Consider the following 23,407-nt stretch of genomic DNA (forward strand, 5'->3'; position numbering starts at 1 on the left):
TTAGAACAGTAAAAATATTATTGTCTCTCACAAGTCTTAATTTTTAAATCATGAAGTAATACAAATGAACATCCACCAAGAAATCGAAAAACTATTTCAACAGCGCCAAGACATACCATTATTTTATATCGAAAGTGGTAGTCGTTTATGGGGTATGGCTAGCCCTGACAGCGACTATGATGTACGTGGTTTTCATTTGCCGAGTAAAGATCAATATTTTGACTATAAAAAGTACCGTGATCTAATTGAAATCATGGATGGGGATTTTGATTTCGTTTCTTATGATCTCGATAAAATGTTTGGATTACTGGCAAAAAGTAACCCAACGGTTTTGGAATGGGTCAGAGCACATATTGTATATTTTAATGCTTTTCCAGAATGGCAAACCTTTCGAGATGGATTGCTAGAGCGAATCGATTATAGCGCGTTGTATCACCACTACTTATCGCTGGCGAAAGGTGGGATGAAAGTGATGCAAACTGCGGATAATTTTACTTATAAGAAAGTATTTTATTCGATTCGTGGTTTGATGTCGGCAGAGTTAGCAATCCAAGAAGTGATGCCTGAATTATTGATTACCGATTTATTTGCGCAAGTTGATTCAAAGGATCCATTACGTCATTGGGCAGAGGATTATTTAGAAATTAAAAAACAGCAGAAAGAAAAAGCCCAACTTCCTGAAGCGGAACAAGCTGCTATTCTGAATTTATTGGAAACCAAAATTGAGCAATTAGCCGCTAAAGAAATGCAAAAAGCTGATCGTCGAGAGGGCTTAGAACGTTATTTAACGGAGTATAGTCGCCATTTGAAGCAGTATTATTATCAGTAAAAAATGTCTTTTGCTATTTAATAGGAGGAGATAAAAGGCATTTTCTCTGAATTTATACATGAATCTGCTTGTGCTAAATGTCATCCACAACCTGCGTGCTATTGGTAATATATTGTTTTTGCAAAATAAGTAAATATATCCCAGTAGTGAATAGGTTTTGTGGGTGACGAGGTTTTTGGTTACTTTTTTAAAAAAGTAACGTAAGCCTATAGGTTATATAGGAAGCATCACGGTAAGACACTGAAAAGAAAACTATTCTTTCCTTTTTCCTCTAAGACCATCAAGTGATTAGAGGTTTTTAAAAACTAGCTTCTAAAATACGCACTTTCACATCAGCCACATGCGCTTTGGTCGCTTCAAAATGCTTTAGCATATGTGCCGTTTGCATATGTGCCTCAAGATGAGCGGTACTTTCCCATTGCTCTAACATCACAATGCTATTTTCATCTTGCGTTTGCATAGCAATCGCTGGTAGATGATCAATCAATGGTGCATAACCATGACAACCTTCTTCAGCTAATACTGTTGGAATGATTTTTTGGAATGCATCTAATACGGCTTGGCGGTGCTCTGCGCCTGCATGTGTCTGAATTTCTGCAATAATTGTCAACATAGCATTTCTCTCTTAATGGGCTCTCGCAAAAAGCTGATCTAAATGGGCTTTATAAGCTTCGATGTAGCTTGGGACATCTGGCATTTTGATTACATCATTCACGATAAATGTAGGTAATGATTCCATACCCAAGAATTGATTGGCTTTATGGAAAGGTAAATACACACCATCTACACCCACGCCGTGAAAGAATTGCTCAGGATCAGTAAATGCTTCCATTGGTGCATTCCATGTGAGTGATAACATATACTTTTTACCTTGGATCAAGCCACCTGAACCATACTTTTTAGAGGCATCAGAACGGCTACGTCCATCACTGGCATATAGTGAACCATGTCCAATGGTAAACACATCATCAATGTATTTCTTCATGGTCCATGGTGCACCCATCCACCAACCTGGCATCTGATAGATCACTACATCTGCCCATAGATATTTATCAATTTCGGCTTGGATGTCGTAATCACTGTCGCTACGCGTTACTTGTACGGTATGACCTAAAGCTTTTAAATGCGATTCAGCAAAATCCGTTAAAGTGTCATTCAATTCACCATTTGAGTGAGCGAATTGTTTAGCACCATTAATAATTAAAATATTACTCATAAAATTAAACTCATAAATAGCTGCCTAAAACTTGGGTGTATTCTAGAGAAGCCATTCATGAGCAAAAATGCATAAATAAGCAAAATACTATTGACTATAAATCAACGATTGTGAGTTGAATGATAGATTTCAACTTCGAGTTAAATCGCTTTTCGCGTGAATACCTCATAGATTTGCAGCTTATATACATATTATGACTAGGCGATTTATTTCTGAGGAGTAACATAAATAGATACGTCCAGAAGGAAAATGAAAAATGCATAAACTTTGTATGATCTTAGGGGCAGGATTGTTTTTGACGGCATGTAATCAACCTGTGCAATCCTCTTCACAGCAAGTTGAAGCTGAACCGAGTACAGCGATGCATGCAGTATTATTAGATCAGCCTGATTTATTTGATGAGGACAGTAATTTAAAAATAGATCAGCAATTTAATCGAGCTGAAAACCCAAATGACGCACAGATTATCGTTGAACAATCACAACTGGATGATTCTGTGATTGCCGTTCGTACCGAATATCAATTGAAACGTGATCAAACGGTATGGAAAATCGTCAATAAGAAACAAAGCTATCAATGTGCAAGAGGGGAGAACACAGCTAGCTTCCAGTTTGAATTATGTCCTTAACGATGAACTTATTTAAAACTGACTGAAAGATAGACTATATTGTGGATAACTTTTGGGTTATTCACATATTAAAACATGCGCCTAAATTGCGGTGTTTTTTAAAAAGTGCTAAAGTTGCGCATGGAAATTTTTCCTAACGATAAAATATTTTATCAATCTCACGAAAATATATTTTTTCTTATATACACCTTGTGAATACGGTGTTTTCGCATTTATCACGTGCTTTCTCACAGCATGAAATCAAAATTTAATTCAAAACCATAATATTGTGGTGGTGATCCTTTTTCCTTTATTGCGGAAATGGGACGTACCCGAATTGGTTATTTTTGTGAATAGATCATGATGACGAATAATCAAAGCATGAGGTTAAACCGTATCACCCTCATGTTTCCTTTGGCTTTGGTGCTATTTGAGTTTGCCGTTTATATTGGCAATGACTTGATTCAACCCGCGATGTTGTCCATTACCCAGGAATTTGGTGTGAGCGCGACGTGGGCTCCCTCATCCATGTCATTTTATTTATTGGGTGGCGCCAGTGTTGCATGGTTGCTTGGCCCCCTTTCAGATCGACTTGGACGTAAAAAAGTTCTGTTAGCGGGTGTGGCTTTCTTTACGGTATGTTGTTTGTTGATTTTATTGACCCATAACATTGAACAATTCTTAGCATTGCGTTTCTTGCAAGGGATTGGTCTAACTGTAATTTCCGCAGTTGGTTATGCGGCTATTCAAGAAACATTTGAAGAGCGAGATGCGATTAAGGTCATGGCGCTGATGGCCAATATTTCTCTGCTTGCACCATTATTAGGTCCTGTGCTGGGTGCTTTCTTAATTGAACATATTTCATGGCATTGGGGCTTTGTTGCAATTGCATCTGTTTCTTTCTTGAGTTGGTTTGGTTTAAAGAAATTTATGCCATCTGCACAAGAAAGCAGAGCTAAGCAGCCATTTATTTATATCTTTGATGATTTCAAAAAGGTATTTAGTAATCATCGTTTCCTCGGTACAAGTTTAGCGTTACCTTTGGTTGCGATGCCATTGATGTTATGGATTGCATTATCTCCTGTGATTTTAGTCGATGAATTGAAACTCAGTAGTTTGCAATATGGCTTGGCGCAATTTCCAATTTTCTTCGGTTTGATTGCAGGCAACATTGTCTTGATCAAAGTTATGGATCGCTTTGCATTAGGTAAAACCATCTTGGTGGGTTTGCCGATTATGTTTCTCGGTACATTATTTCTGATCTTGGGTGTAATTTGGCCGCTGTATTTAGTGCCTTGTTTATTAATTGGTATGACCTTGATCAGCTTTGGCGAGGGGATTAGTTTCTCTGTGATGTATCGTTTTGCCTTGATGTCTTCAGAAGTGTCTAAAGGAACAGTTGCAGCAGCAGTATCGATGATTATGATGATGAGTTTCTTTGTCATTATTGAACTGGTACGTGTACTTTATACGCATTTCCATATTTGGGCTTTTGCACTCGCAAGTGTGACTTTGATCGCGGTATGGTTTGCTCAGCCGAGACGGGTCTTGAAACAAGTGATGCAAGCCCGTCAGCAACAAGGGATAAATTAGAATTGATACGGTGTGGGTTGATTACCGAGTTTCCAGTTCAGGAAGTTTGTTTTTCAACATCACCAGTTCAGTAAGGGTTTCGAGTAACAGACTAATTTGTTTTAACAATAATTGTTTTTGCTCGGAGACCTGACCTTGTGAATTTAAGTATTGGATTTTGACTAGCATGTCTTCGATTTGCTGATGCGGAATCGGTTGTTGTTGGATCAAGGTGTGTTTGAGTAATTCAGCACTTTGATCAAGCAATGCCAAAATATGTTGATCTTGAATCTGAGTACGTTGATGACCGAGTGCCGAAACGTAGCTCAACTGACTGTGACTATAGACCAAGTAGCGAAATGCATAATGGATCAGTTCTTGATTGGGCTGTGGTTCGGTACTGAGGCTCGAAATCATATTAGACAACTCGATCTGTGCATTATGGGCCGCACGACGCGCTTTTCGATATTCAAGATCATTGGAACGTCCTTGATGATATTGCTGGATGACAGCATCTAAGTAATCCAACGTTGCTTGGCTACTTTTTCGGATGTTTTCTGGAATATTGCGAAAGTTCCAATCTGGCCAAATCAAGTTCACTGCTAACCATGCTATAGCACAGCCAATCAGCGTATCAATAATCCTTGGTAAAACGATACTAAAACCGGCACCCTTTAGATTAAAAATCAATAAAACCATCAATGTTGCCATCACTGTAGCAAGCGCGTATTTTTTTTGGCGTAAATAGAAAAAATACACACCGCTAATCACTGTAATGATGAGTTGCCCCTCAATACTGGGAACAAAATACAGTATGGGTATGCCCAACAGCACACCCAATAACGTGCCGATGGTTCTAAGCTTTAACCGACTTTTGGTTGCGAAATAGGTAATCTGGCAAACAAATAAACTGGTCAATAAAATCCAATAACCATTTTTCGCAAACGGTAGCAAAGAAATTACATAACCCACCGCAAAGACGATTGCTAAACGGACAGCATGACGAAATAAAGCAGACTGTGGACTGAGATGCTGTTTAATTTTTAAGAAAAAGTCCTGAAATCCCTGGATATCTTCATCTAGTAAATTGAGATGTGCGTGTTGATGCTGAGGTGATCCTGTTTCGATGTTTTGTTTTAATTGTAGTTGTGCGAATTGTTCGTGGATACTTTTTAAGTTATTCAAAATGAGTTCTAAGTTTTTAACTTCTAGATTATGTGGATGTTGAGCAATCCAATCTCGCATTGATGCTTCGAGTTGGGCAAGGGCAGCATCGGCGAGTGGACTGTTTTGATAAGTGGTTTTATGTAACAATGCCTGACTCAGTTTTTTGCAGGCTGTTGCTTGTAGAAACATATTTTTTTGAATACGAAAAATTAAATCACTGCGACTAAAGTTCTGATGAATTTTTTCATAATGCAAATAATTTGAGGTGACTTGCTCGTGAATATCTTGGGCAAAATAATACAAATTTAACCAATAGATATTACTGTTATTAATACGCGAGGACTTGAGTCGAGAAAGTAAAGACTGTTTGGCTTGATTCAGACTATTCACCACCTGCGCATTTTTCTGTGAGAGTTCAAACAAAAGCGTTTCAACATTATCGACATTGTCAGGATCAAACAGCTTAGCTTTGCTCTGTAACAGTTCCCCCATTTCTTTAAACGTAGCCGAAATCTTTTCTTGTAGCGGTAATGTGGGGTGAATGATAAAGAACAGGATAGAGGTGAAACCATACCACAGCGCTCCACAGACAAAATAACTGGGTTGCTGATACCAATGTGGGTAATCACCCAAACCAAACATGGTGTAAATGGAAAGTAAGATTGTGCCAAAAGAAATTGTAGCGTAGCGTTGACCCAATGCACCCATGAGTACAAAAGCTGCACTAGATAAACTCAAATAAACGATAAACCAGAATTTATAAGGTGCGAGAAACGCTAAAATTGTACTGACCGTAAAGAACAGTACGCAGACGTAAAACAAGTTTCGTAGCCGAATACTGAGTCGGTCATCAAAATCTGTCAGGGCTGCTGCAATTGCACCTAGTGTGACCGGAACAATAAATTCACCCAGACCGAATGCGTGTAGTAGTAGTGTTGTGCCGACTAAAACAATAAAAATTTGTAAGCAATACCGCAGAATTGAATTTGATCCAAAACGATTAAAGAGCAGATACAGACTATTCATGATTATTTTTCTTCAATTGATCTGGGTTTTATCATACAAACAAATTTTCCTGATCGAGGTATTGTTTGATCAATAAGATATGTCATTTTTTCATCAAGATTATGTTGATTGTTCAAGTAATAATAAGCAAAATCCATGCACAGTTATGATTTTAAATAGAAGCAATGGATAATAACTAGACTTCTTCATAAACACCTTTGATTTTTTATAAGGAAACACAAAGAGTGCGTTAATGCTTTGGAAAGAAGTCTAGTGAATATATCAGTAAAATGTGGATATCTTTTTAGATATCCACAACGATTTATTTATTTAGGATCGGGTGGGGCTTCAAGTTGCGCTACAGGCTTTTGTTCTACATTTTCATGTAACCATTCTCGCCAAATTGCCAGTAATACCGCCAAGATGACAGGACCAATAAATAAACCAACAAGACCAAAGCTTGCAATGCCGCCTAAGACACCAAACATAATTAACAAGAATGGAATCTGTGTTGCACCAGAGATCACGAGTGGGCGGATCACATTGTCTGCGCTACTCACAATGAGTACACCCCATGTGACAACACCAATCGCTTCTACCGTTTGTCCTTGTGAAAATAGCCATAGCCCAACCCCAAGATATGAAACAGGAGTTCCAAATGGAATTAAGGCCAATATGAAGGTGACAATCGTCAATAACATTGGATTAGGTACACCAGCGACAAAATAACTTAGACCAGCCAAAAGTGCTTGTGCAACCGCAGTTAAGCCAATCCCGTATACCACAGCACGGGTGGTTTCAGAGATGGTTTGCAAGTAATGATGAACACGCGGTCCAATTACCATTTCTAGAGCACGACTGACTTGTGCCAAAATGGTTTGTCCATCCCGATAGAAAAAGAATAGCGTCATCAAGGCAAAGGTCAGTTTGACCAAATTACGACTAATTTCACTCAGGACAAAGCGACCATAACTTAAATGGCTTTGAATCCATTCTGCAATACTGCGGGTGATGCTATTCGGGTCACCGCTGAGTTCGTTAATGGTATGACTAATGTCTTCACCAATAACCGGCAGGTTTCGAATAAAGTCAGGGACTTGAATGTGACCTGAAAATAATTGTTTTTGTAAGTTGAGGTAGAGATTTCGACCCTCGAGTTGCAGTAAGAAAATCGCAAAAATAAAAGGGATTCCGATGACTAGGATGACCAAACTGATCATGATCGTCGCATTCAAAGTTGGACGATTTTCCCCAAAAAAGCGACGCTGTACCCATAGATAAACAGGCCACGTCATATAGGCAATAATCGCTGCCCAAAGTACGGGAACAATAAAATATTTGAGAATATTAAATCCCAAAAACATGAGGACAAAGAACAGTCCAAACAGCAAAACGCGTTGTAAGATGGGAGCGTATTGTTGCACCATAATTTTCTCTAGTGCTTGAAGTTGAATGAATCCATATTAACTGAAAAATCAGAGCAGCGATATTTTCCTTTTCATCTTTTAAGATTTGATATCAAAAGATTACGTTTTTTTGCAAAGCCTAGAACCATTCACTTGGATCATCAACCAACTGATTTAAAACAGGCTGCCATTGGCTTTGTATCATTACAAAATTCTTTTGCGGTTTATCGAAGATACTCAAACCTTGCATTGCAAGTGTTCCATAAGCACTTCGCTCAGAAATCCATGCCACCGGAGGATGCTCAATTTTGGTAAAAAAGTTTTGAATATCTTTCGAACTCGCACTGTTCGGTTTGACGCGATTGGCAATCAGTAAAATTTGTACTTTACCTTTGCGAATGCGTTTAATCTCTTGTAAATGCTTGAGAAAGCGACGAGTACTATCAATATCAAAGAACGAGGGTTGTATTGGTGTAACAATCGCATGCGCTTCACTGACCAATTGCTCGGCATGTTCACCTGAGAGTGCCCCAGGCGCATCAATAATCAAGTAATCTAGATTCTTAGGCGCATCACCGATTGATTTTTCATGTCGCCAGTCTAGGCTTTGAATTTGGGCGACGGTTTCAGGCCTCTGTTTTAACCATTGTAATGAAGATTTTTGGTTGTCAGCATCTGCTAAAGCAACCTTATATCCTTTTTGTGATAATGCTGTAGCAAGGGTGATTGCAGTCATGGTCTTACCACAGCCACCTTTTTGATTTGCGATTAATATTGTCTTCATAAACTTAGATTTATTTAACAGGTCTTTATATATTCAGCTATACCTTAGCATCTTTTTCACAAGAGTGTATGACACATGACAAAAGTTTAATGTTGCAGTTAAATAGCAACGTTGAAGGATAAGGACGTTTTTATGTCAGTTTGGTTTGCAATGCTGATAGGTGCATGTATAGGTGTGGTTTTAACCACAATTATTTTATCTCATAGCCGTAATGGGCGGATCCAAGCTGAATATGAAAAATATATTGCTGAATTAGAGTTAGAGCATAAACAAGCATTATTAGATGCCCAGAAACGCAGTGTGAATACCAGTCGTGCAGTACTCAAAGGAAAAATGGCAGAGCAGTTTGCACCCATCCTTCCTGAGTTTCGTTATTTACCCAGCGATGCTAAGTTTTTGGGTGACCCAGTGGATTATGTCATTTTTGATGGTTATACCGACTTTCGTGATGGAGATGGTGAAGCCGAAGATATTGAAGTGATTTTATTGGATATCAAAAGTGGCGGTGCACGCTTGAGTAAAGGGCAGCAAGCCATTGCTCAAGCAGTACAAGAAGGGCGGGTGCGTTTTGAAACGCTTAGAATTGATTTTGAAGACTAAACAATTTTTGATTTCTGTACTCTTGCCAATAACATTTTTTGAGCGATAAGCGGGATACCTTCAGCGTCAAAATATTCTTTTTCTGCAAATTGAAACTTTGTTTGCAATAGATGATGTTCTATATCTCGGTTGAGATGGCAGCCATCGCCAATGCGCTTTTGAATAGGTGTTAATATCGTTTGTAGAGATTGGATTTTAGCAGAATCTGGATGTTTGACATGTTCTAACAAGTGGAATGTTCCCGTTGGTTTTAGCACACGGAAAACTTCTGCAAGTGCTTGGTCGAGTTGAGGAATACTACACAATGTCCATGTTGAAACAACATGATCCAAAGACGCATCAGCAAAAGGCAGCTTTTCTGCGCTGGCTTGAATATGTTTGACATAGAATGGCGCATGTTGAACACGTTCCACCGCAAGTTGGTAGATATCAGGATTTGGTTCTAATGCATATAGCGTGTCGATATTGCCATAAAATGGAATATTCAGTCCCGTACCAAAGCCGATTTCTAGTACATCGCCTTCAATCGGCAGTAATAGTTCACGACGTCGATCCATCAAACTGGCTGTTTGCATGACTTGATTGAGTAAATGAGGAAAGATACGGCGTTGATAAAATTGATAAATCATACAGATCCATCCCTTGATTAAATAAAGCAACACATAAATAACAGCACAAAAATATGACCAAAGTGAGTTTGATTGTTACTAAAAAACGCACTTTTTTTCACCATCCAAGCATACTATGAAGAGAGTTAGTTTTTTAAGTTTTTAGTGATATTTTGAGGATGATTGAGCCATGAAAAAGCGTCTATGGATGAGTTTATGCATGGTTGCAGCACTTGGACAAACACACGCATCAAGTAATGGCGTTGAATATAATATTGCCAACGGCTTAGCGCCAGTCGTGAAGTACCAATCAATTTCTGTGCTTCAACCTTTTGATGGGAACTTTCGAATTCTTGGTTCTAAAGTCTATCATGATGATGAACAAGCAAAATTTTCACCGATTGATTACGCCGTGAGTCTGGATTTATTTACCGATCCAGAAATTGCTCGAACTATCTCTGTTCGTCAGTATGATCGTTATCTCAATTGGAACATGAAAACTTTGCCTGTGCCACCTGATCAAGCCATTAAAATGGTATCAAATATGCACATCATTCCAGCAAATCCTGAGATTGCAAAACAAATCAAACAGGTCAAGCGTGGGGATTTGGTCAATCTAAAAGGTGAGTTGGTTGAAGTGCGTGATAAGGATCTAGTTTGGACATCTTCTCTAACTCCTGGTGGTGTAGGTGATGGGGCGTGTGAGTTATTTCGCGTGAGTTCGATTGAATGGATCGAAAGACAGAAAATTTAAAAAGATAGCTTTAAATGGAAAAAAGCCCCTGAGTTTAAGATGAGGGGCTTTTTTATGAGATAAATGTATAAACTTTCAATTAGTCTTCAGGTGTTTGCTTGTTTTTCCAGTGGTGTAATTGGCTTTGAGCATGCAAATACTGATTAAGTTGGTCTACTTGCTGAGCAGAATCTGCTTGAGTATTCGGTTGATCCAAAACTTTGGCTTGATGTTCCCAATAACTATAGAGTAGACCTTGGATATAACGTCCTTGTTCTGTTTTAAGATCTAGTTCCTTGAGCATGGTCAGCGCAGATTTTACATTATCCTTTTGGCGTTGCTGTTCAAACTCAGGCGTGAGTGTCCCTTTCTCACGCATTTCCGCTACTTCAATTTCCATACTGTCCGTCATGTCCGTGAAGCGTTGATCGTAATCTTCTAGAATGGCAATATCCGCAGCGTCATTTGCAGTATCAGGAAATTGCTTGATTGGCACTGGATTGAGTTGACCAATTGCATCTTTGACAGAATCACTCGTTCGATCATTTGATCGTGAGGGTTGTTGTTCTTTGTTACATGCACTGAGCATGAGCGCTGCAGTTAATGTAAATGTGATCGCCAGCGTTTTTTTAATTTTAGACATAGTTCCACTCAAGTTGATATTTTCTGAAAATGATAAGCAAAAGTACGATAAGGAAAGTCAATCTGATCTTGCGGATTTAATCCCGTAAAATCAAATACAATTTTTTCAAATTTTGCCTTTAATCGTTGTTGCTCGTGTTGGGGCATGGCAGCAATAAAACTGGTCGAAAGTAAGCGCTTACTCACCACTTGCTCTACAGTACCATGATGATAGAGCTGGAAGTTTTGTAGTCCATTGAATTTGAACAGTCCTTGATGTTCAAATACCTGTTTCCATTGTCCAGTATGGTAACGAGGCGAATCACCTTCGAATGGTGCAATCTCATTTGCTAGGGCTTTCACCCAATCGACGTCAATATCGCGTTGATTCCAGACTAGGCCTAAATGTCCTGAAGGTGTTAACACACGATGCATCTCTTTCAAGGTTTTTAGATTAGCAAACCAATGAAATGATTGTGCGCAAACAATGGCATCAATGGACTCATCATCCAAAGGGAGTTGATCACTAAACGCTTGTAGTGAAATTACCATAGGATGTGCTTGTTGTAACTGCTGTAACATTTCGGTTACAGGCTCGATTGCAACAATTTTTGCTTGGGTTTGTAAGAGGTAAGGTAAGAATTTGCCAGTCCCAGAACCTAGGTCGATAACAGTGGAATTTTCATCTATCTGGAGTCGATCTTGCAGCCAAACCCCTATTTCTTGTGGATAATTGGGGCGAACCTGTTGGTAGAGTTCAGCCCCTAAACTAAAGCCCTTTTGTGCCGCTGGATGCAAGGATTGTGTCATTTTTTGCGCTTTTTAATCTGCCCGATCTCTATAAAATAAGATACTCCGCAATTTTGGATTGGCAAAGTAAGTATTTGTTGATTCCCATCAAGGATCTTTTTTTAGTGTGAGCATGGATAAACAAATAATATTTGAAGATGATCATATTCGCGTTATTTTTTTAAAAGGTTCAAGTGATACTTTAGTGGTTTCGTTTGGCGATTTGATTAGTCGCGCTAAAGGCATGTCCATCAATGCTGAAAAATCATTAATAAAATACCAATACAATGTGATCGGCATTATGCCGAAGCAAAAGACATGGTTTCCCAAAAGCAGCATGCTCAACATGCAGCAACAGATTCAACCATTTTTAGCACAGTTTAAAGAGCGAGTCGGCTATGGTGGCTCGATGGGTGGCTATGCTGCCATTAAGTATTCAAATTTATTGAATATGCAAAAAATTGTGGCTTTTGTACCACAATACACCATTGATCCTGAAGTGGTGCAAGACCGCCGTTATGCAGAGTTTTTTGATGTATCAATTCATCAACATATGGAAATTCAACCGGATGAAGTTGATTCATCTCGTGAATATATCATTGTCTATGATCCATATTTTGCTGAAGACAAAGAGCATTTCTTAAAAATTAAACCATTATTACCGCAAATGCATGTGATTCATTTACCCTTTACAGGACATGAAGCACTTTCTGTTTTGGCGAGTTCTGAATTACTGAATGATTTTGTTGAAAAGCCATTTGATATTACCTACTTCTATCAGCGGGTTCGTCAAGTGAAGAAGCAGAGTAAGTTCTATTATCGTCATGTACTTGATGCTTTACTGCCTCGACATCATCAGGCGTTATTAAAAATTTTAGAAGATAACGATCTACAGTTAGATGAACGTTATTTCGATGCGGTGATGAAACAAAAACTCGTGCAGCAATTGTTCCGAATGAAACAGGGCACTGAGCAGAACTTAGTGAAATTAGGAGCATTACCGCATTTTGTGCAGCAAAATGGGGCACAGCGTCCAAAAGTAAGCACTGCTCAGCATGAGTTCTTGGTTTTTAATTTGGTGAGTTTAAAACTTGAAAGTTATAGCGCAGATGTGATTGCTGCACAGTCGCAATATTTGCTCCCTTTAAATGGTAGAAGCAACGCCTTAGTGGATTTAGAGTTGAATGGTGATCATTATTTATTGACGATGAATGATCGTGGTATCCATAAACTCATCGCGTTGGGTGAGCCATTACCTTTGGATCAATCGCCATTGATTTTCAAGCAATATGCTGAATTTTGCAGTGTGAGCTATAAGCAGTTAACTTTGTCTTGTGATACAAACGGTTTAAGCCATTTTATTGAAAATAACGTAGATGAACAGACCAAATTATTCTTGATTTGAGTGAGAAATCAGAAGCGTAAAAAAAGCCTTTTGAACGATCAAAAGGCTTTTTTTACGTTGAATGTTTGAGCTTAGTTTGCGCCCACTTTTGCATTGGTGTTTACATTTGCATTTACACCTAATACTTTCACACCAACATTTGCACCGGCTTCAGCATTTGCATTTGCTTTTTTGCCTTTGATGCGGTCAAGGAGTTTTACTTTCTTTTCAGCTGCATTATTTTGAGCTTCTGCTTGAGCTGTTTGCTTCGCATCAATACGTGCTTTTACTTCAGCTGTTTTTTGTGCAGATATTGCTTTGCCATCAGCGGCATGATTTTCATGTGCTGATTTTCTCGCCTCGATACGATCTTTAACATCCGCAGTCTTTTCAGCGGCTAAAGCTCGACCATCAGCTGCTTTATCTACCGCGTAGTGAGTTCCATTTTTAACGGCAGCACCAGTGGTATGTACAACAGATGAACCAACATTTGCAGCAGTGCCCACGGTTTTTTGAGTTACATCTACCCCAGTGTTTACAGCGGCATGACCAACATGATGTGCTGTCTGACCTACGCCTTGTGCAGTATTTTTAACTGCGCCCGTAACACCTTTAATTAAGCCATTTGATTGTACAGAGACTTGTGCTGAGCCACTTGCATTTGCGCCAACGTTTTGTGCAAAAACTGATGCAGAAGCAAGAATACTAGTTGTCACGATAGCTGTTTTGATCATTTTTTTCATTGCGGTTTCCTTCAGTGATGTGCCCAAGGCACTTCATAAACGCAATTGCATCATAGCGAGCAAAAGCAAGAAAGCTATGGATTTCAGCAAAACTTTACAAGCACGTTACAGCGCAAACACACTCTAGTGATAAATTGTGGAGAAAAGATTTGAGGCTATATATGTGAAAATTATAGCTTAAAGTTGATTTGTTTGATGTCATAATAATGGTGGAAATAAGAGACAGTCTTGTTGGAAAAACAAAAAAAGTGTGGTCGCTATCTCTCGATTTAGAAAAAAATAATTTAACTGAAAAGTGGCATTTTTATTGCTTGGTATAAAAATGTGAAAAATTTATTTTTGGTTTTCATTGATTTTAATAAAAACCTTTTATCTCTCAAACTATTTTACCTTGAGGTAATTACCATCTAGAAACCGTGCATTATGACGAGACTGATTTTACGAATTTGAATGTTTGTAAAACATGAAAATTAATGTGAATATTAATGTTAATAATTATTGGTTATTAGATGATTAAAACAAAACCTTGAGATAAGCAGTAAAAGAAACACAGGAGAATATAAATGAAAATGATTGCGGCGTTTTTACTTGTATTGGTTGGATTAGGTGCAATCGTGCTTTATTTCCAACCATCCGATCCACTTACTTCATCCAATGATCTGTATATCCATCAGATCAAAGATGAGTATTTGGAAGTTCCTTCCGAGCCATTAAACCAACAGGAGAACAGGCAAACAGAGATTAAAACAACAACTTTATTGAATCAATCTGAGACATCGGATGAGAAAGATCAATTTTATAACACCAAAAGTGATCCAGCGATTCAACCGATAGATCCAGAAACAGATCCAGCAAATCAAATTAAAACGCTTTAATCATCGCATGATCTTTACCCAAGATCATGAGAGATACATGTTCTTTATCCAAGAACAATGGAGATAGAAATTGAAAAATAAAACTTTATTATTGCTAAGTTTATGTATTTTATACAGTACTCATGCTGCAGCAGATCTAAGCGCAACACAATTAAAGCAACAGTTGGATTCGACCGCTTTAGCTAAAGTTGCAAAAGGCAAGATTGATCTTAATGCTTTGGTGAATAATGAGTCGAATGATTTACTCATCGAGTATGAGACAAATTTCCCTCATATTTCACCAAGTGCAGAAAAGCGGAATCATATTGCTGAGGGAAAAACACAGTTTAAAGCAAAGTATGCAAAAGCCTCTGGCTTCCAAACTTTACGCGAATTCAATGGATTACCTTTGGGTCTCTATCGAATTCAAGATCGAAAGACATTGGCTCAGGTTTTAAATGATCCTTCGGTTAAAGGGGTATATCCGAATCGGAAAAATACACCGACCACGATGCAAAGTTTACCGCTAATTAACCAACCTCAGGCTGCTGATAATGGCTTTACTGGGGAGGGTTCAAGTGTCGTGGTGATTGATACTGGTGTGAATTATAAGCACTCGGACTTTGGTTGTACGGCAGTAAATACACCAGCTTCAACCTGTCGTGTCGTGCATTCCTTTGATACTGCACCTGATGATGGCAGTTTGGATGATGATGGTCATGGCAGTAATGTTGCAGCGATTGTCGCTAAAGTCGCAACTAAAACTAAAATCATTGGTATTGATGCATTTAGGAAAGTCCGATCCCAAGGACAATGGGTCAGCACTGCCTATGATAGTGATATTCTCGCAGGCATTAATTGGGCGGTAAATAATGCCCAAGCTTATAATATTAAAGCGATTAATATGAGCTTGGGTGTATCGGGTGTGAAATATACATCTGAATGCCAAAACAGTAGTTACGCAACTGCATTTGCCAATGCACGAGCAGTCGGAGTTGCTCCTGTTGTCGCGTCTGGTAATGATGGGTTTGCAGATGGAATATCTTCACCAGCATGTGTGGCAGGTGCGGTGCGTGTAGGAGCTGTGTACGATAGTAATCAGGGAACTATGGCATGGAGTAATTGTACAGATAGAACCACAGCTGCAGACAAAGTCACTTGTTTTAGTAATGGTGGTTCACTGGTCACTTTACTCGCACCAGGTGCATTGATTACCGCAGGTGGTGAGACACAAGGGGGAACATCTCAAGCTGCACCCCATGTAGCAGGAGCAATTGCATTATTGCGTGCCAATAGTGTGACTCCAACAGAGAGCATTGATCAAACGATTCACCGTTTGAAAGTTACTGGGAAGCCAGTTACCGATACGAGAACTGGTTTGGTCTTCCCACGTATTGATGTATTGGCTGCAAGCAACGGCTTATCATCCAATTAAGATTAATTTTTTATAGTTTAAGTTGATCTATAGTACGTTTAGAAGTGCCATGACTCGTTGCATAATCTTAATATGCAACGAGTTTTTTATCATTAATGGCATTTTGCCAAATTGTCAGCACTAAAATTACTTTGCAACTTCTTAAAATTTGCTTGAATGGCTGGGTCTTGAATATTAAATATGGCTGCAGTTTGAGTAGGCGAGGTCACATTATTTGAATACTGTGTTGTATTTGTACTTGCTGAAATTAAACCTTGACGATTAAAAATCCAATGTTCCACAGCCTGTCCTCCCTCGAAATTACCGGTGAATTCAATAAAGCAATTTTTAGGTTGTTGGATGAGCTTTGCCATATTGTTCTCAGTAGAAGGTGTTGCTTCGATATTTTGAACTTGTTCTAAAACTTGCACAGCAGTTGTTGTTTGGATCGGAGCAGAAGAACAGGCAGTAAAACCAAGGCTTGTTGTTATTGAAAATAAAAGTGCTTTTAATGGCGTTACATTCATGTGCAAAATTCCAGTGCTATAAATATCAAGAGTTCCAGTGTGTCGGTCAAGTGAGTTCAGTTCAACTCAGTTTTTGAAATGACCATGTCAATTTATAATGGATTCTTTCTACAAAATAAAAATATGATTAGTAAATTGTATCAAAAATGACCATTAAAAAGGTCAATCAGGATAATGACCCTTTAAAACCTTTGTGCGATGTTGTGGGCGGAATAAAAAAGGAAAAACGAGTCATGAATACCAAGTCAACGACTGTGCCATTTTATCGAGTGATTGTAATCGGTGGTGGTTTTGCGGGTTTAGGGGCTGCGATTAAACTCAAACAAGCGGGGATTCATGATTTTATCTTGCTCGAAAAAGCCAATGAACTCGGTGGTGTATGGCGTGAAAATACCTATCCGGGATGTGCCTGTGACGTACCATCGGCATTGTATTCATATTCTTTTGAACCGAATCCTACATGGAGTCGGGTGTTTGCAGGGCAAGCGGAAATCAAACAATATTTACAGAACACTGCGCAGAAATATCAAGTTTTACCGCATGTTCATTTCAATCATGAAGCCTTAGCCGCAACGTGGTCGGATGCTAAACAGTGCTGGATCATCAAAACCAATCAAGGCGAAATACATTCACAATTTGCGATCATGGCATGTGGACCAATGCATGAACCTGTGATTCCGAATGTAAAAGGTCTCAAAGATTTTGAAGGTGAAATTTTCCATTCATCTCGTTGGCGACATGATGTGGATTTAACAGATAAACGTGTTGCAGTAATCGGTACAGGCGCATCTGCAATTCAGTTTGTGCCGCAGATCCAGCCGTTGGTAAAACATCTCACAGTATTTCAACGTACACCGCATTGGGTATTACCAAAGTCAGATATGCCACTGCCAAGTGCCATTCAAACTTTATTTAAATATATCCCTGTCTCTCAGTCGGTGATGCGTAGTTCAGTCTATGGCATCTTTGAAACCTTAAATGGTGGATTACAAAGCAATGCTGCAATGCGGCAAGTACAGCGTATTGCTGAATTTCATATTAAACAGGGCATCAAAGACCCTGAGTTACGCGCCAAAGTCACACCAAACTATGTGATCGGCTGTAAACGCATTTTGCAATCTAATGAATGGTATCCAGCCCTAGCACAAGAAAATGTCGATGTTGTCGCAGGTGCGTTGAGCGAAGTCAAAGGCAAGCAGTTAATTGCCAGTGATGGTTCAAGCTTTGAGGCTGATGTGATCATTCTTGGGACGGGTTTTGAGGTGGCTGAACCGCCAATAGCTCAGCGTGTCTATAACCGTTATGGACAAAGCATGTCTGGTGTATGGCAGGGCAGTCCAGAAGGTTATATGGGAACGATGGTGGCAGATTGCCCGAATGGTTTCTTGATGTTTGGACCGAATATTGCGGTGAGTTCTTCGGCTTTTATCATTATTGAAGCGCAGCTCACTTATATTATAGATGCGTTGAAACAAGCGATTAAAAATAATATCAAAACCATAGAACCTGATCCTGTGCGTATCGCTGAGTTTAATCAACGCGTACAAGAGGCTTTACAAACCACGGTTTGGAACAAGGGTGGTTGTCAGAGTTATTTCATTGATCAGAACGGGCGCAATAGTACGGTCTGGCCGTGGACAACGTTTAAGATGCGCCAACAACTCAGCCGTTTTAAATTAAATGAATATCTAATTGATCATCAGGTTAAGCTGGAAACTGAAACAGCTTAAATATCTGCCATTAATAAATACCTCTAACTTTTGATTAGAGGTATTTTATTTTTAATTCGATGACGGTTGGCTGAGTTCAGCACGCTCAATAGGAACATTTCCATCATTGGTACCAACCACCGCATCTTTGGTGTCTTGCCATTTTTTTGCAGTGTACTGTTTGGCTTTTTGTGTTTGTTCCTGAACGATTTCAGATTGTTCAGCGGTATATTCTTTGGTGTTTTTCCATCTCTCACTCATTTTTTGTGAGGTGTTTTCAGATGCACCTTGGATGGATTCACCTAGGTTTTGCATGCCTTTACCTGTTTTATATAGCAATACTCGACCAAGGCTTGGGTTGTCACCATAAGGTAAAGTTCTTTCAGCCGTTGCAGTATGTGCATTCGCTGTAGTTGTATTTGTTTCGGCTGCCCAGAGAGAAGACGATGCGATCAGTGCAGTCGCTAAACACAGTGCAGGTACTTTTTTCATCATCTTTTATCCTTTCAGCGATACGTAATCGAGATTTTATATCTTATCGCCAAGTTCAAGAAAAGAATGTAGCTGATGTGAAATTGATACAGAGCGTAAAAATTATGTCTGTTTAGTTTGATAGCACATATGTTTGTATTCGCTACCTCACCAAATTAAGAAATTATGATCGTTGACGTCCTGTTTTCCCCATGATAGTTTTAATTCAGTAAAATCAATATTTTCACGTTTTATTTTTAATCATAATAGGTATCTCATGAGGCAGGATTTGGAATCTTATTTGTCATTTCTGCTTCATAAGAATAGTTAGGCTTCTTTGGAGTATCCAATGAAAGGATCGTGCCTTATCCTCTTTCGTAGTGACAGCTGTACCCTCGAGCGAGCAGAACAAGAACTGAGAGCGTACAACCTGCAAGTTCATCAGAACGGAAACTCTTTGATGGTGGAACGTTCCGGCTCTTCGAAATTTCAAATAGTTCTGGTTCGGGAGCCTCACGTTATCAAAGAGGCCCAAGAGATCGCTGAAGGAACTGAACATGAACAAAGCATCAGTCTGTGCGATGCTCGGTTTGAGGTAACCATTGATGATCTAGAAATGGCACTTGATGAAATCAACACGCTGATGGAAGTTCAAGGTGCGTTGCAAGATGCTTCTTCTGGCTACGCTTTCCTTCCTTGGAATGGGCAAATCATCAAGCCGTGGGTTGGTTAAAGCAGAGGCTACTGGCACTTCAACAAGGACAATGCCCAGCCACCTAGCAAATCGTTTAAGTCGAGGAACATCTGATTTCCAACGTTAAGTATCAGTAATATATTCAGATGAATCACATAATGGAAATTTATATTAAAATTTGGCTGATGATTACCTGATAAAATAAACCCCACTATAAAAAATATATAGTGGGGTTTATTTAAAAGATCAAGTGTCCTAAAGGCTTAACCCTGCAAAACACTCACATCTGCAATTGCTGTGAATAAATCACGTAATTGAGCGAGTAAACGTAAGCGGTTCGCTTTTAACTCTGCATCATCTGCCATAACCATTACGCCTTCAAAGAAAGCATCAATTGGCGCGCGAAGAGCAGCAAGTTTAGACAACGCTTCTGTATAGTTACGTGCAGCAAGTAAAGGCTGAACCACTGGTGTCAATGCTTGAAGTTCTGCATAAAGTGCTTTTTCAGCAGCTTCAACGAGATTCGCTTCAACGACGCTTCCTTCAGGCGTTGCTTCTTTGGCAAGAATATTAGCAACACGTTTGTTTGCCGCAGCCAATGCAGCCGCTTCTGGCAAAGTACGGAAATGATTGACCGCAGTCACACGCTTATCAAAATCAAGAGGAGATTTTGGAGCAAGTGCTTGAACAGCTTGAATCACATCAACCGCTACGCCTTGGTCTTCATACTTAGCACGGTAACGACCTTCAAGGAACGCAACGGCATCCGCACGCGTCTTGTCATGATCTTTAACTACATCACCATAACCTTGAAGCGCAAAGTTCACCAGTTCTTCAATCGTCACATTGAGTTCATTTTCAATGATCAAACGTAAGATACCGATTGCAGAACGACGTAATGCAAATGGATCTTTAGAACCTGTTGGTGCTTGACCAATACCAAAAATACCAACAAGCGTATCTAAACGATCTGCAAGGGCAATGGTTGTACCTGTCTTGGTTTGTGGTAATACGTCACCCGCAAACTTAGGTAAATACTGTTCACCTAAAGCTTCAGCAACTTCATGATTCTCACCTTCAAGGCGAGCATAATACGTGCCTGCAATCCCTTGAAGTTCAGGGAATTCACCTACAAGTTCAGAGGTCAAATCACATTTAGCCAGTAAAGCTGCTTTTTCAGCATCGGCTGCATTTGCACCTGTAATTGGTGACAACGCAACGGCTAATTTAGCAATACGTTCTGATTTGTTCCAAAGCGTACCTAACTGTGCTTGGAATACCATATTTGCGAGTTTTTCTTTACGAGATGCAAGCGGTTGCTTTTGATCTTGTAGGAAGAAGAATTCTGCATCCGACAAACGAGGGCGTACAACTTTTTCATTCCCTTCAATAATTTGAATCGGATCTTTTGACTCAATATTTGAAATAGTAATGAAGTAAGGCTGTAATTTACCTTCTGCATTGATCAAACAGAAATACTTTTGGTTGTCCTGCATCGTGGTAATCAATGCTTCTTGAGGAACAGCTAAATAACGTTCTTCAAAAGTCGCACGTAATGCAACTGGCCATTCAACCAAGCTGGTGACTTCATCAAGTAAGTCTGCTGGGACAATCGCAGTTGCGTTGACTTCATCAGCTAACTTTTTCACTTGATCTTGAATCGTTGCTTGACGCTTTTCAAAGTTCGCAACCACATAAGCTTTTTCTAAAGCAGCAAGGTAGTCATTTGCATGCGCTAAAGTCACTGCTTCAGGTGCATGGAAACGGTGACCATAAGTCACATTACCTGCTTTATGATCTTGAATGGTTGCTTCAACCACTTGATCATCTTTCAGCAATACGACCCATTTTACTGGACGTACGAATTCAGTACGACTTGCAGCTGAACGCATACGTTTTGCGATTGGTAAGTTGTCTAATGCAGTTTGTAAAATTTGTGGCAGTAAAGCATCAAGGCTTTGACCTTTCACATCTTTCAAAAAGCAAACTTTTTCAACTTTGCCTGCTTGGAACGTCGAAAGCTGATCAACCGTGATGCCTTGACCACGCATAAAGCCTTCAAGTGCTTTAGTTGGTTTACCTTCTGCATCATATGCCGCTTGTACAGCAGGGCCGTCAAAACGTTTTTGTGTATCTGCTTGAGCTGCTGCAACATTAGTAATTTTTAATGCTAAGCGACGTGGTGCTGCATAACTCTCTATACATGATCTGTCATCTAAAACTAGATCAATCTGGGTGTTAATTAAACCAGCTGTTTCTAATCCTTCTTTTACTTCTCTTTCTAAAGCGTCACGCAAAGTTTTTAAGCTTTTTGGTGGAAGTTCTTCACAGCCAAGTTCGAATAAAACAGTATGCTTTGTCATTATTTATTCTCCTTCGCTTTTTCAGCTTGGGCTGCATCGAACTCAACTTGTGCTTTTAACTGCGCTAATACTTCATCACGTAAATGTGGTTCTGCCATTGGGAAACCGAGTTTCGCACGCGCAGCCACATAACTTTGAGCGATTGAACGCGCTAAGGTACGAACACGTAAAATATAACGTTGACGCTCAGTTACAGAAATCGCACCACGCGCATCTAATAAGTTAAAGCTATGCGATGCTTTAATCACTTGCTCATAAGCAGGAAGTGGAAGTTCAGCCTCCATTAAACGAGCTGCTTCAGCTTCATAGAAATCGAATAATTCAAATAATTTATCGACTGGCGCATATTCAAAGTTATAGGTCGATTGTTCCACTTCATTTTGATGGAATACATCACCATAAGTCACTGTGCCGAACTGACCTTTGGTCCAAACAAGATCGTAAACTGAGTCTACACCTTGAAGGTACATCGCAAGACGTTCTAAACCGTATGTGATTTCACCAGTAACAGGGTAGCATTCAACACCACCGACTTGCTGGAAGTAAGTGAATTGAGTCACTTCCATACCATTGAGCCAAACTTCCCAACCTAAGCCCCAAGCACCAAGAGTTGGAGATTCCCAGTTGTCTTCTACGAAGCGAATATCGTGCGTTAGGGTATCGATGCCGATCGCTTTTAACGAATCAAGATACAGCTGTTGGATATTGTCTGGGTTTGGCTTAAGTACCACTTGGAACTGATAATAGTGTTGTAAGCGGTTTGGGTTCTCACCATAACGACCATCTTTCGGACGGCGTGAAGGTTGAACATAAGCCGCGTTCCAAGTTTCTGGACCTAATGCGCGTAAGAAAGTTGCAGTGTGGAATGTACCTGCACCCATTTCCATATCATATGGTTGTAATACGACGCAGCCTTGCTCCGCCCAATAGTTTTGTAGGGCAAGAATTAAGCCCTGAAATGTATCAATATGCGATATAGCACGACTCATGGTGCATCCACTGGAATCAAACAAAAATTGTGGTTAAGTATAAGGATTTTGATGGTGAGTGGCAAAGGCTAGTTAGGGAATTTAAGCTTTGAACAGGTTTTAGATTTATTTGTTATTCTAAGTAATAAAACCCAGTTGGTCAGGGCAAATGTGAGTGAGAAGAAACAGAAAATAAGAAAAAAACCGAATGGGATAATATTAATCTGAGCAGTATTTAAAATCATAATTAGGCTAGGGACAATCGCGGTAAATAAGACTGCATACGCAATAATTGAAAAGAAATTGAGGACGTTATATTTTTTCAATAAAACTTGAACTAAAT

At 39.4% G+C, this 23,407-nt stretch carries 23 protein-coding genes; 10 read left to right on the top strand and 13 right to left on the bottom strand.

The features are described from left to right. The first annotated feature begins 64 nt into the window (after nucleotides 1-64). The gene (locus tag F2A31_RS01590) at nucleotides 65-829 is read left to right on the top strand and encodes a nucleotidyltransferase domain-containing protein (protein ID WP_150024891.1); all 765 of its coding nucleotides are present in this window, start codon (nucleotides 65-67) and stop codon (nucleotides 827-829) included. A 298-nt stretch (nucleotides 830-1,127) separates the two neighbouring features. Here the strand turns inward: F2A31_RS01590 and F2A31_RS01595 are convergent, their stop codons facing one another. Next, nucleotides 1,128-1,442 carry a putative quinol monooxygenase gene (locus tag F2A31_RS01595; protein WP_150024892.1) on the bottom strand — a complete coding sequence of 105 codons (315 nt, stop codon included), beginning with the start codon at nucleotides 1,440-1,442 and terminating at the stop codon, nucleotides 1,128-1,130. Between the two features lie 12 nt (nucleotides 1,443-1,454). Further along, a complete protein-coding gene (locus F2A31_RS01600; protein WP_150024893.1) occupies nucleotides 1,455-2,045 on the bottom strand; it encodes an NAD(P)H-dependent oxidoreductase in 591 nt (196 codons plus the stop codon). A 256-nt stretch (nucleotides 2,046-2,301) separates the two neighbouring features. Here F2A31_RS01600 and F2A31_RS01605 point away from each other — a divergent pair, with 256 nt between their 5' ends. Together F2A31_RS01605 and craA are read left to right on the top strand one after the other, a co-directional pair. Then, complete coding sequence (locus F2A31_RS01605; protein ID WP_150024894.1) at nucleotides 2,302-2,673, top strand: hypothetical protein; 372 nt, start codon at nucleotides 2,302-2,304, stop codon at nucleotides 2,671-2,673. 339 nt (nucleotides 2,674-3,012) lie between these two features. Further along, a complete protein-coding gene (gene craA, locus F2A31_RS01610; RefSeq protein WP_456049284.1) occupies nucleotides 3,013-4,245 on the top strand; it encodes a chloramphenicol efflux MFS transporter CraA in 1,233 nt (410 codons plus the stop codon). Between the two features lie 21 nt (nucleotides 4,246-4,266). Here craA and yccS read toward each other — a convergent pair whose 3' ends face one another. From yccS to F2A31_RS01625, 3 genes are all read right to left on the bottom strand, one after another. After that, nucleotides 4,267-6,417: a YccS family putative transporter gene (gene yccS, locus F2A31_RS01615; protein WP_150024895.1), complete on the bottom strand. Its 2,151-nt coding sequence runs from the start codon at nucleotides 6,415-6,417 to the stop codon at nucleotides 4,267-4,269. Nucleotides 6,418-6,722: 305 nt separating this feature from the next. Then, complete coding sequence (locus F2A31_RS01620; RefSeq protein WP_171490617.1) at nucleotides 6,723-7,820, bottom strand: AI-2E family transporter; 1,098 nt, start codon at nucleotides 7,818-7,820, stop codon at nucleotides 6,723-6,725. 121 nt (nucleotides 7,821-7,941) lie between these two features. Next, nucleotides 7,942-8,586, bottom strand: coding sequence for a ParA family protein (locus tag F2A31_RS01625; protein ID WP_150024897.1), 645 nt, complete (start codon nucleotides 8,584-8,586; stop codon nucleotides 7,942-7,944). Between the two features lie 132 nt (nucleotides 8,587-8,718). On the opposite strand from F2A31_RS01625, the gene F2A31_RS01630 reads away from it, so the two are divergent. Continuing rightward, nucleotides 8,719-9,186, top strand: a complete 468-nt coding sequence (locus F2A31_RS01630) for a Holliday junction resolvase-like protein (RefSeq protein ID WP_150024898.1) — start codon at nucleotides 8,719-8,721, stop codon at nucleotides 9,184-9,186. Here F2A31_RS01630 and F2A31_RS01635 read toward each other — a convergent pair. Next, the gene (locus tag F2A31_RS01635) at nucleotides 9,183-9,815 is read right to left on the bottom strand and encodes a class I SAM-dependent methyltransferase (protein ID WP_150024899.1); all 633 of its coding nucleotides are present in this window, start codon (nucleotides 9,813-9,815) and stop codon (nucleotides 9,183-9,185) included. The two genes, F2A31_RS01630 and F2A31_RS01635, sit on opposite strands and share 4 nt — an antisense overlap. 169 nt (nucleotides 9,816-9,984) lie before the next feature. Between F2A31_RS01635 and F2A31_RS01640 the strand changes: the two genes are divergently transcribed. Continuing rightward, a complete protein-coding gene (locus F2A31_RS01640; RefSeq protein WP_004641202.1) occupies nucleotides 9,985-10,548 on the top strand; it encodes a hypothetical protein in 564 nt (187 codons plus the stop codon). A gap of 79 nt (nucleotides 10,549-10,627) precedes the next feature. Here the strand turns inward: F2A31_RS01640 and F2A31_RS01645 are convergent, their stop codons facing one another. Both F2A31_RS01645 and F2A31_RS01650 read right to left on the bottom strand, forming a co-directional pair. Further along, nucleotides 10,628-11,170 (bottom strand): hypothetical protein, encoded by a 543-nt coding sequence (locus tag F2A31_RS01645; RefSeq protein WP_150024900.1) that lies wholly within the window; start codon nucleotides 11,168-11,170, stop codon nucleotides 10,628-10,630. A gap of 8 nt (nucleotides 11,171-11,178) precedes the next feature. Further along, nucleotides 11,179-11,958, bottom strand: coding sequence for a class I SAM-dependent methyltransferase (locus F2A31_RS01650; RefSeq protein WP_150024901.1), 780 nt, complete (start codon nucleotides 11,956-11,958; stop codon nucleotides 11,179-11,181). A 112-nt stretch (nucleotides 11,959-12,070) separates the two neighbouring features. On the opposite strand from F2A31_RS01650, the gene F2A31_RS01655 reads away from it, so the two are divergent. After that, nucleotides 12,071-13,342: a hypothetical protein gene (locus tag F2A31_RS01655; RefSeq protein WP_150024902.1), complete on the top strand. Its 1,272-nt coding sequence runs from the start codon at nucleotides 12,071-12,073 to the stop codon at nucleotides 13,340-13,342. A 71-nt stretch (nucleotides 13,343-13,413) separates the two neighbouring features. Here F2A31_RS01655 and F2A31_RS01660 read toward each other — a convergent pair whose 3' ends face one another. Then, a complete protein-coding gene (locus F2A31_RS01660) occupies nucleotides 13,414-14,064 on the bottom strand; it encodes a hypothetical protein (RefSeq protein ID WP_150024903.1) in 651 nt (216 codons plus the stop codon). A 563-nt stretch (nucleotides 14,065-14,627) separates the two neighbouring features. Between F2A31_RS01660 and F2A31_RS01665 the strand changes: the two genes are divergently transcribed. Together F2A31_RS01665 and F2A31_RS01670 are read left to right on the top strand one after the other, a co-directional pair. Next, entirely contained in the window at nucleotides 14,628-14,939 is a 312-nt protein-coding gene (locus F2A31_RS01665) for a hypothetical protein (protein ID WP_150024904.1), read from the top strand. Between the two features lie 70 nt (nucleotides 14,940-15,009). Further along, a complete protein-coding gene (locus tag F2A31_RS01670) occupies nucleotides 15,010-16,353 on the top strand; it encodes a S8 family peptidase (RefSeq protein WP_150024905.1) in 1,344 nt (447 codons plus the stop codon). A gap of 92 nt (nucleotides 16,354-16,445) precedes the next feature. On the opposite strand, the gene F2A31_RS01675 is transcribed toward F2A31_RS01670, so the two are convergent. Beyond that, nucleotides 16,446-16,859, bottom strand: coding sequence for a hypothetical protein (locus tag F2A31_RS01675; RefSeq protein ID WP_150024906.1), 414 nt, complete (start codon nucleotides 16,857-16,859; stop codon nucleotides 16,446-16,448). Between the two features lie 233 nt (nucleotides 16,860-17,092). Here F2A31_RS01675 and F2A31_RS01680 point away from each other — a divergent pair, with 233 nt between their 5' ends. Continuing rightward, entirely contained in the window at nucleotides 17,093-18,589 is a 1,497-nt protein-coding gene (locus F2A31_RS01680) for a flavin-containing monooxygenase (RefSeq protein ID WP_150024907.1), read from the top strand. A gap of 51 nt (nucleotides 18,590-18,640) precedes the next feature. On the opposite strand, the gene F2A31_RS01685 is transcribed toward F2A31_RS01680, so the two are convergent. Then, nucleotides 18,641-19,060, bottom strand: coding sequence for a hypothetical protein (locus tag F2A31_RS01685; protein WP_150027618.1), 420 nt, complete (start codon nucleotides 19,058-19,060; stop codon nucleotides 18,641-18,643). A 439-nt stretch (nucleotides 19,061-19,499) separates the two neighbouring features. Here F2A31_RS01685 and F2A31_RS01690 point away from each other — a divergent pair, with 439 nt between their 5' ends. Further along, nucleotides 19,500-19,772, top strand: a complete 273-nt coding sequence (locus F2A31_RS01690) for a hypothetical protein (protein ID WP_228127383.1) — start codon at nucleotides 19,500-19,502, stop codon at nucleotides 19,770-19,772. A 224-nt stretch (nucleotides 19,773-19,996) separates the two neighbouring features. On the opposite strand, the gene glyS is transcribed toward F2A31_RS01690, so the two are convergent. Together glyS and glyQ are read right to left on the bottom strand one after the other, a co-directional pair. Further along, a complete protein-coding gene (gene glyS, locus F2A31_RS01695) occupies nucleotides 19,997-22,096 on the bottom strand; it encodes a glycine--tRNA ligase subunit beta (RefSeq protein ID WP_150024908.1) in 2,100 nt (699 codons plus the stop codon). Then, nucleotides 22,096-23,085 carry a glycine--tRNA ligase subunit alpha gene (glyQ, locus tag F2A31_RS01700; protein ID WP_150024909.1) on the bottom strand — a complete coding sequence of 330 codons (990 nt, stop codon included), beginning with the start codon at nucleotides 23,083-23,085 and terminating at the stop codon, nucleotides 22,096-22,098. The genes glyS and glyQ overlap by 1 nt, the downstream gene beginning before the upstream one ends. Nucleotides 23,086-23,407: the final 322 nt, after the last annotated feature.

The organism is Acinetobacter suaedae (assembly GCF_008630915.1).
Lineage (GTDB): Bacteria > Pseudomonadota > Gammaproteobacteria > Pseudomonadales > Moraxellaceae > Acinetobacter > Acinetobacter suaedae.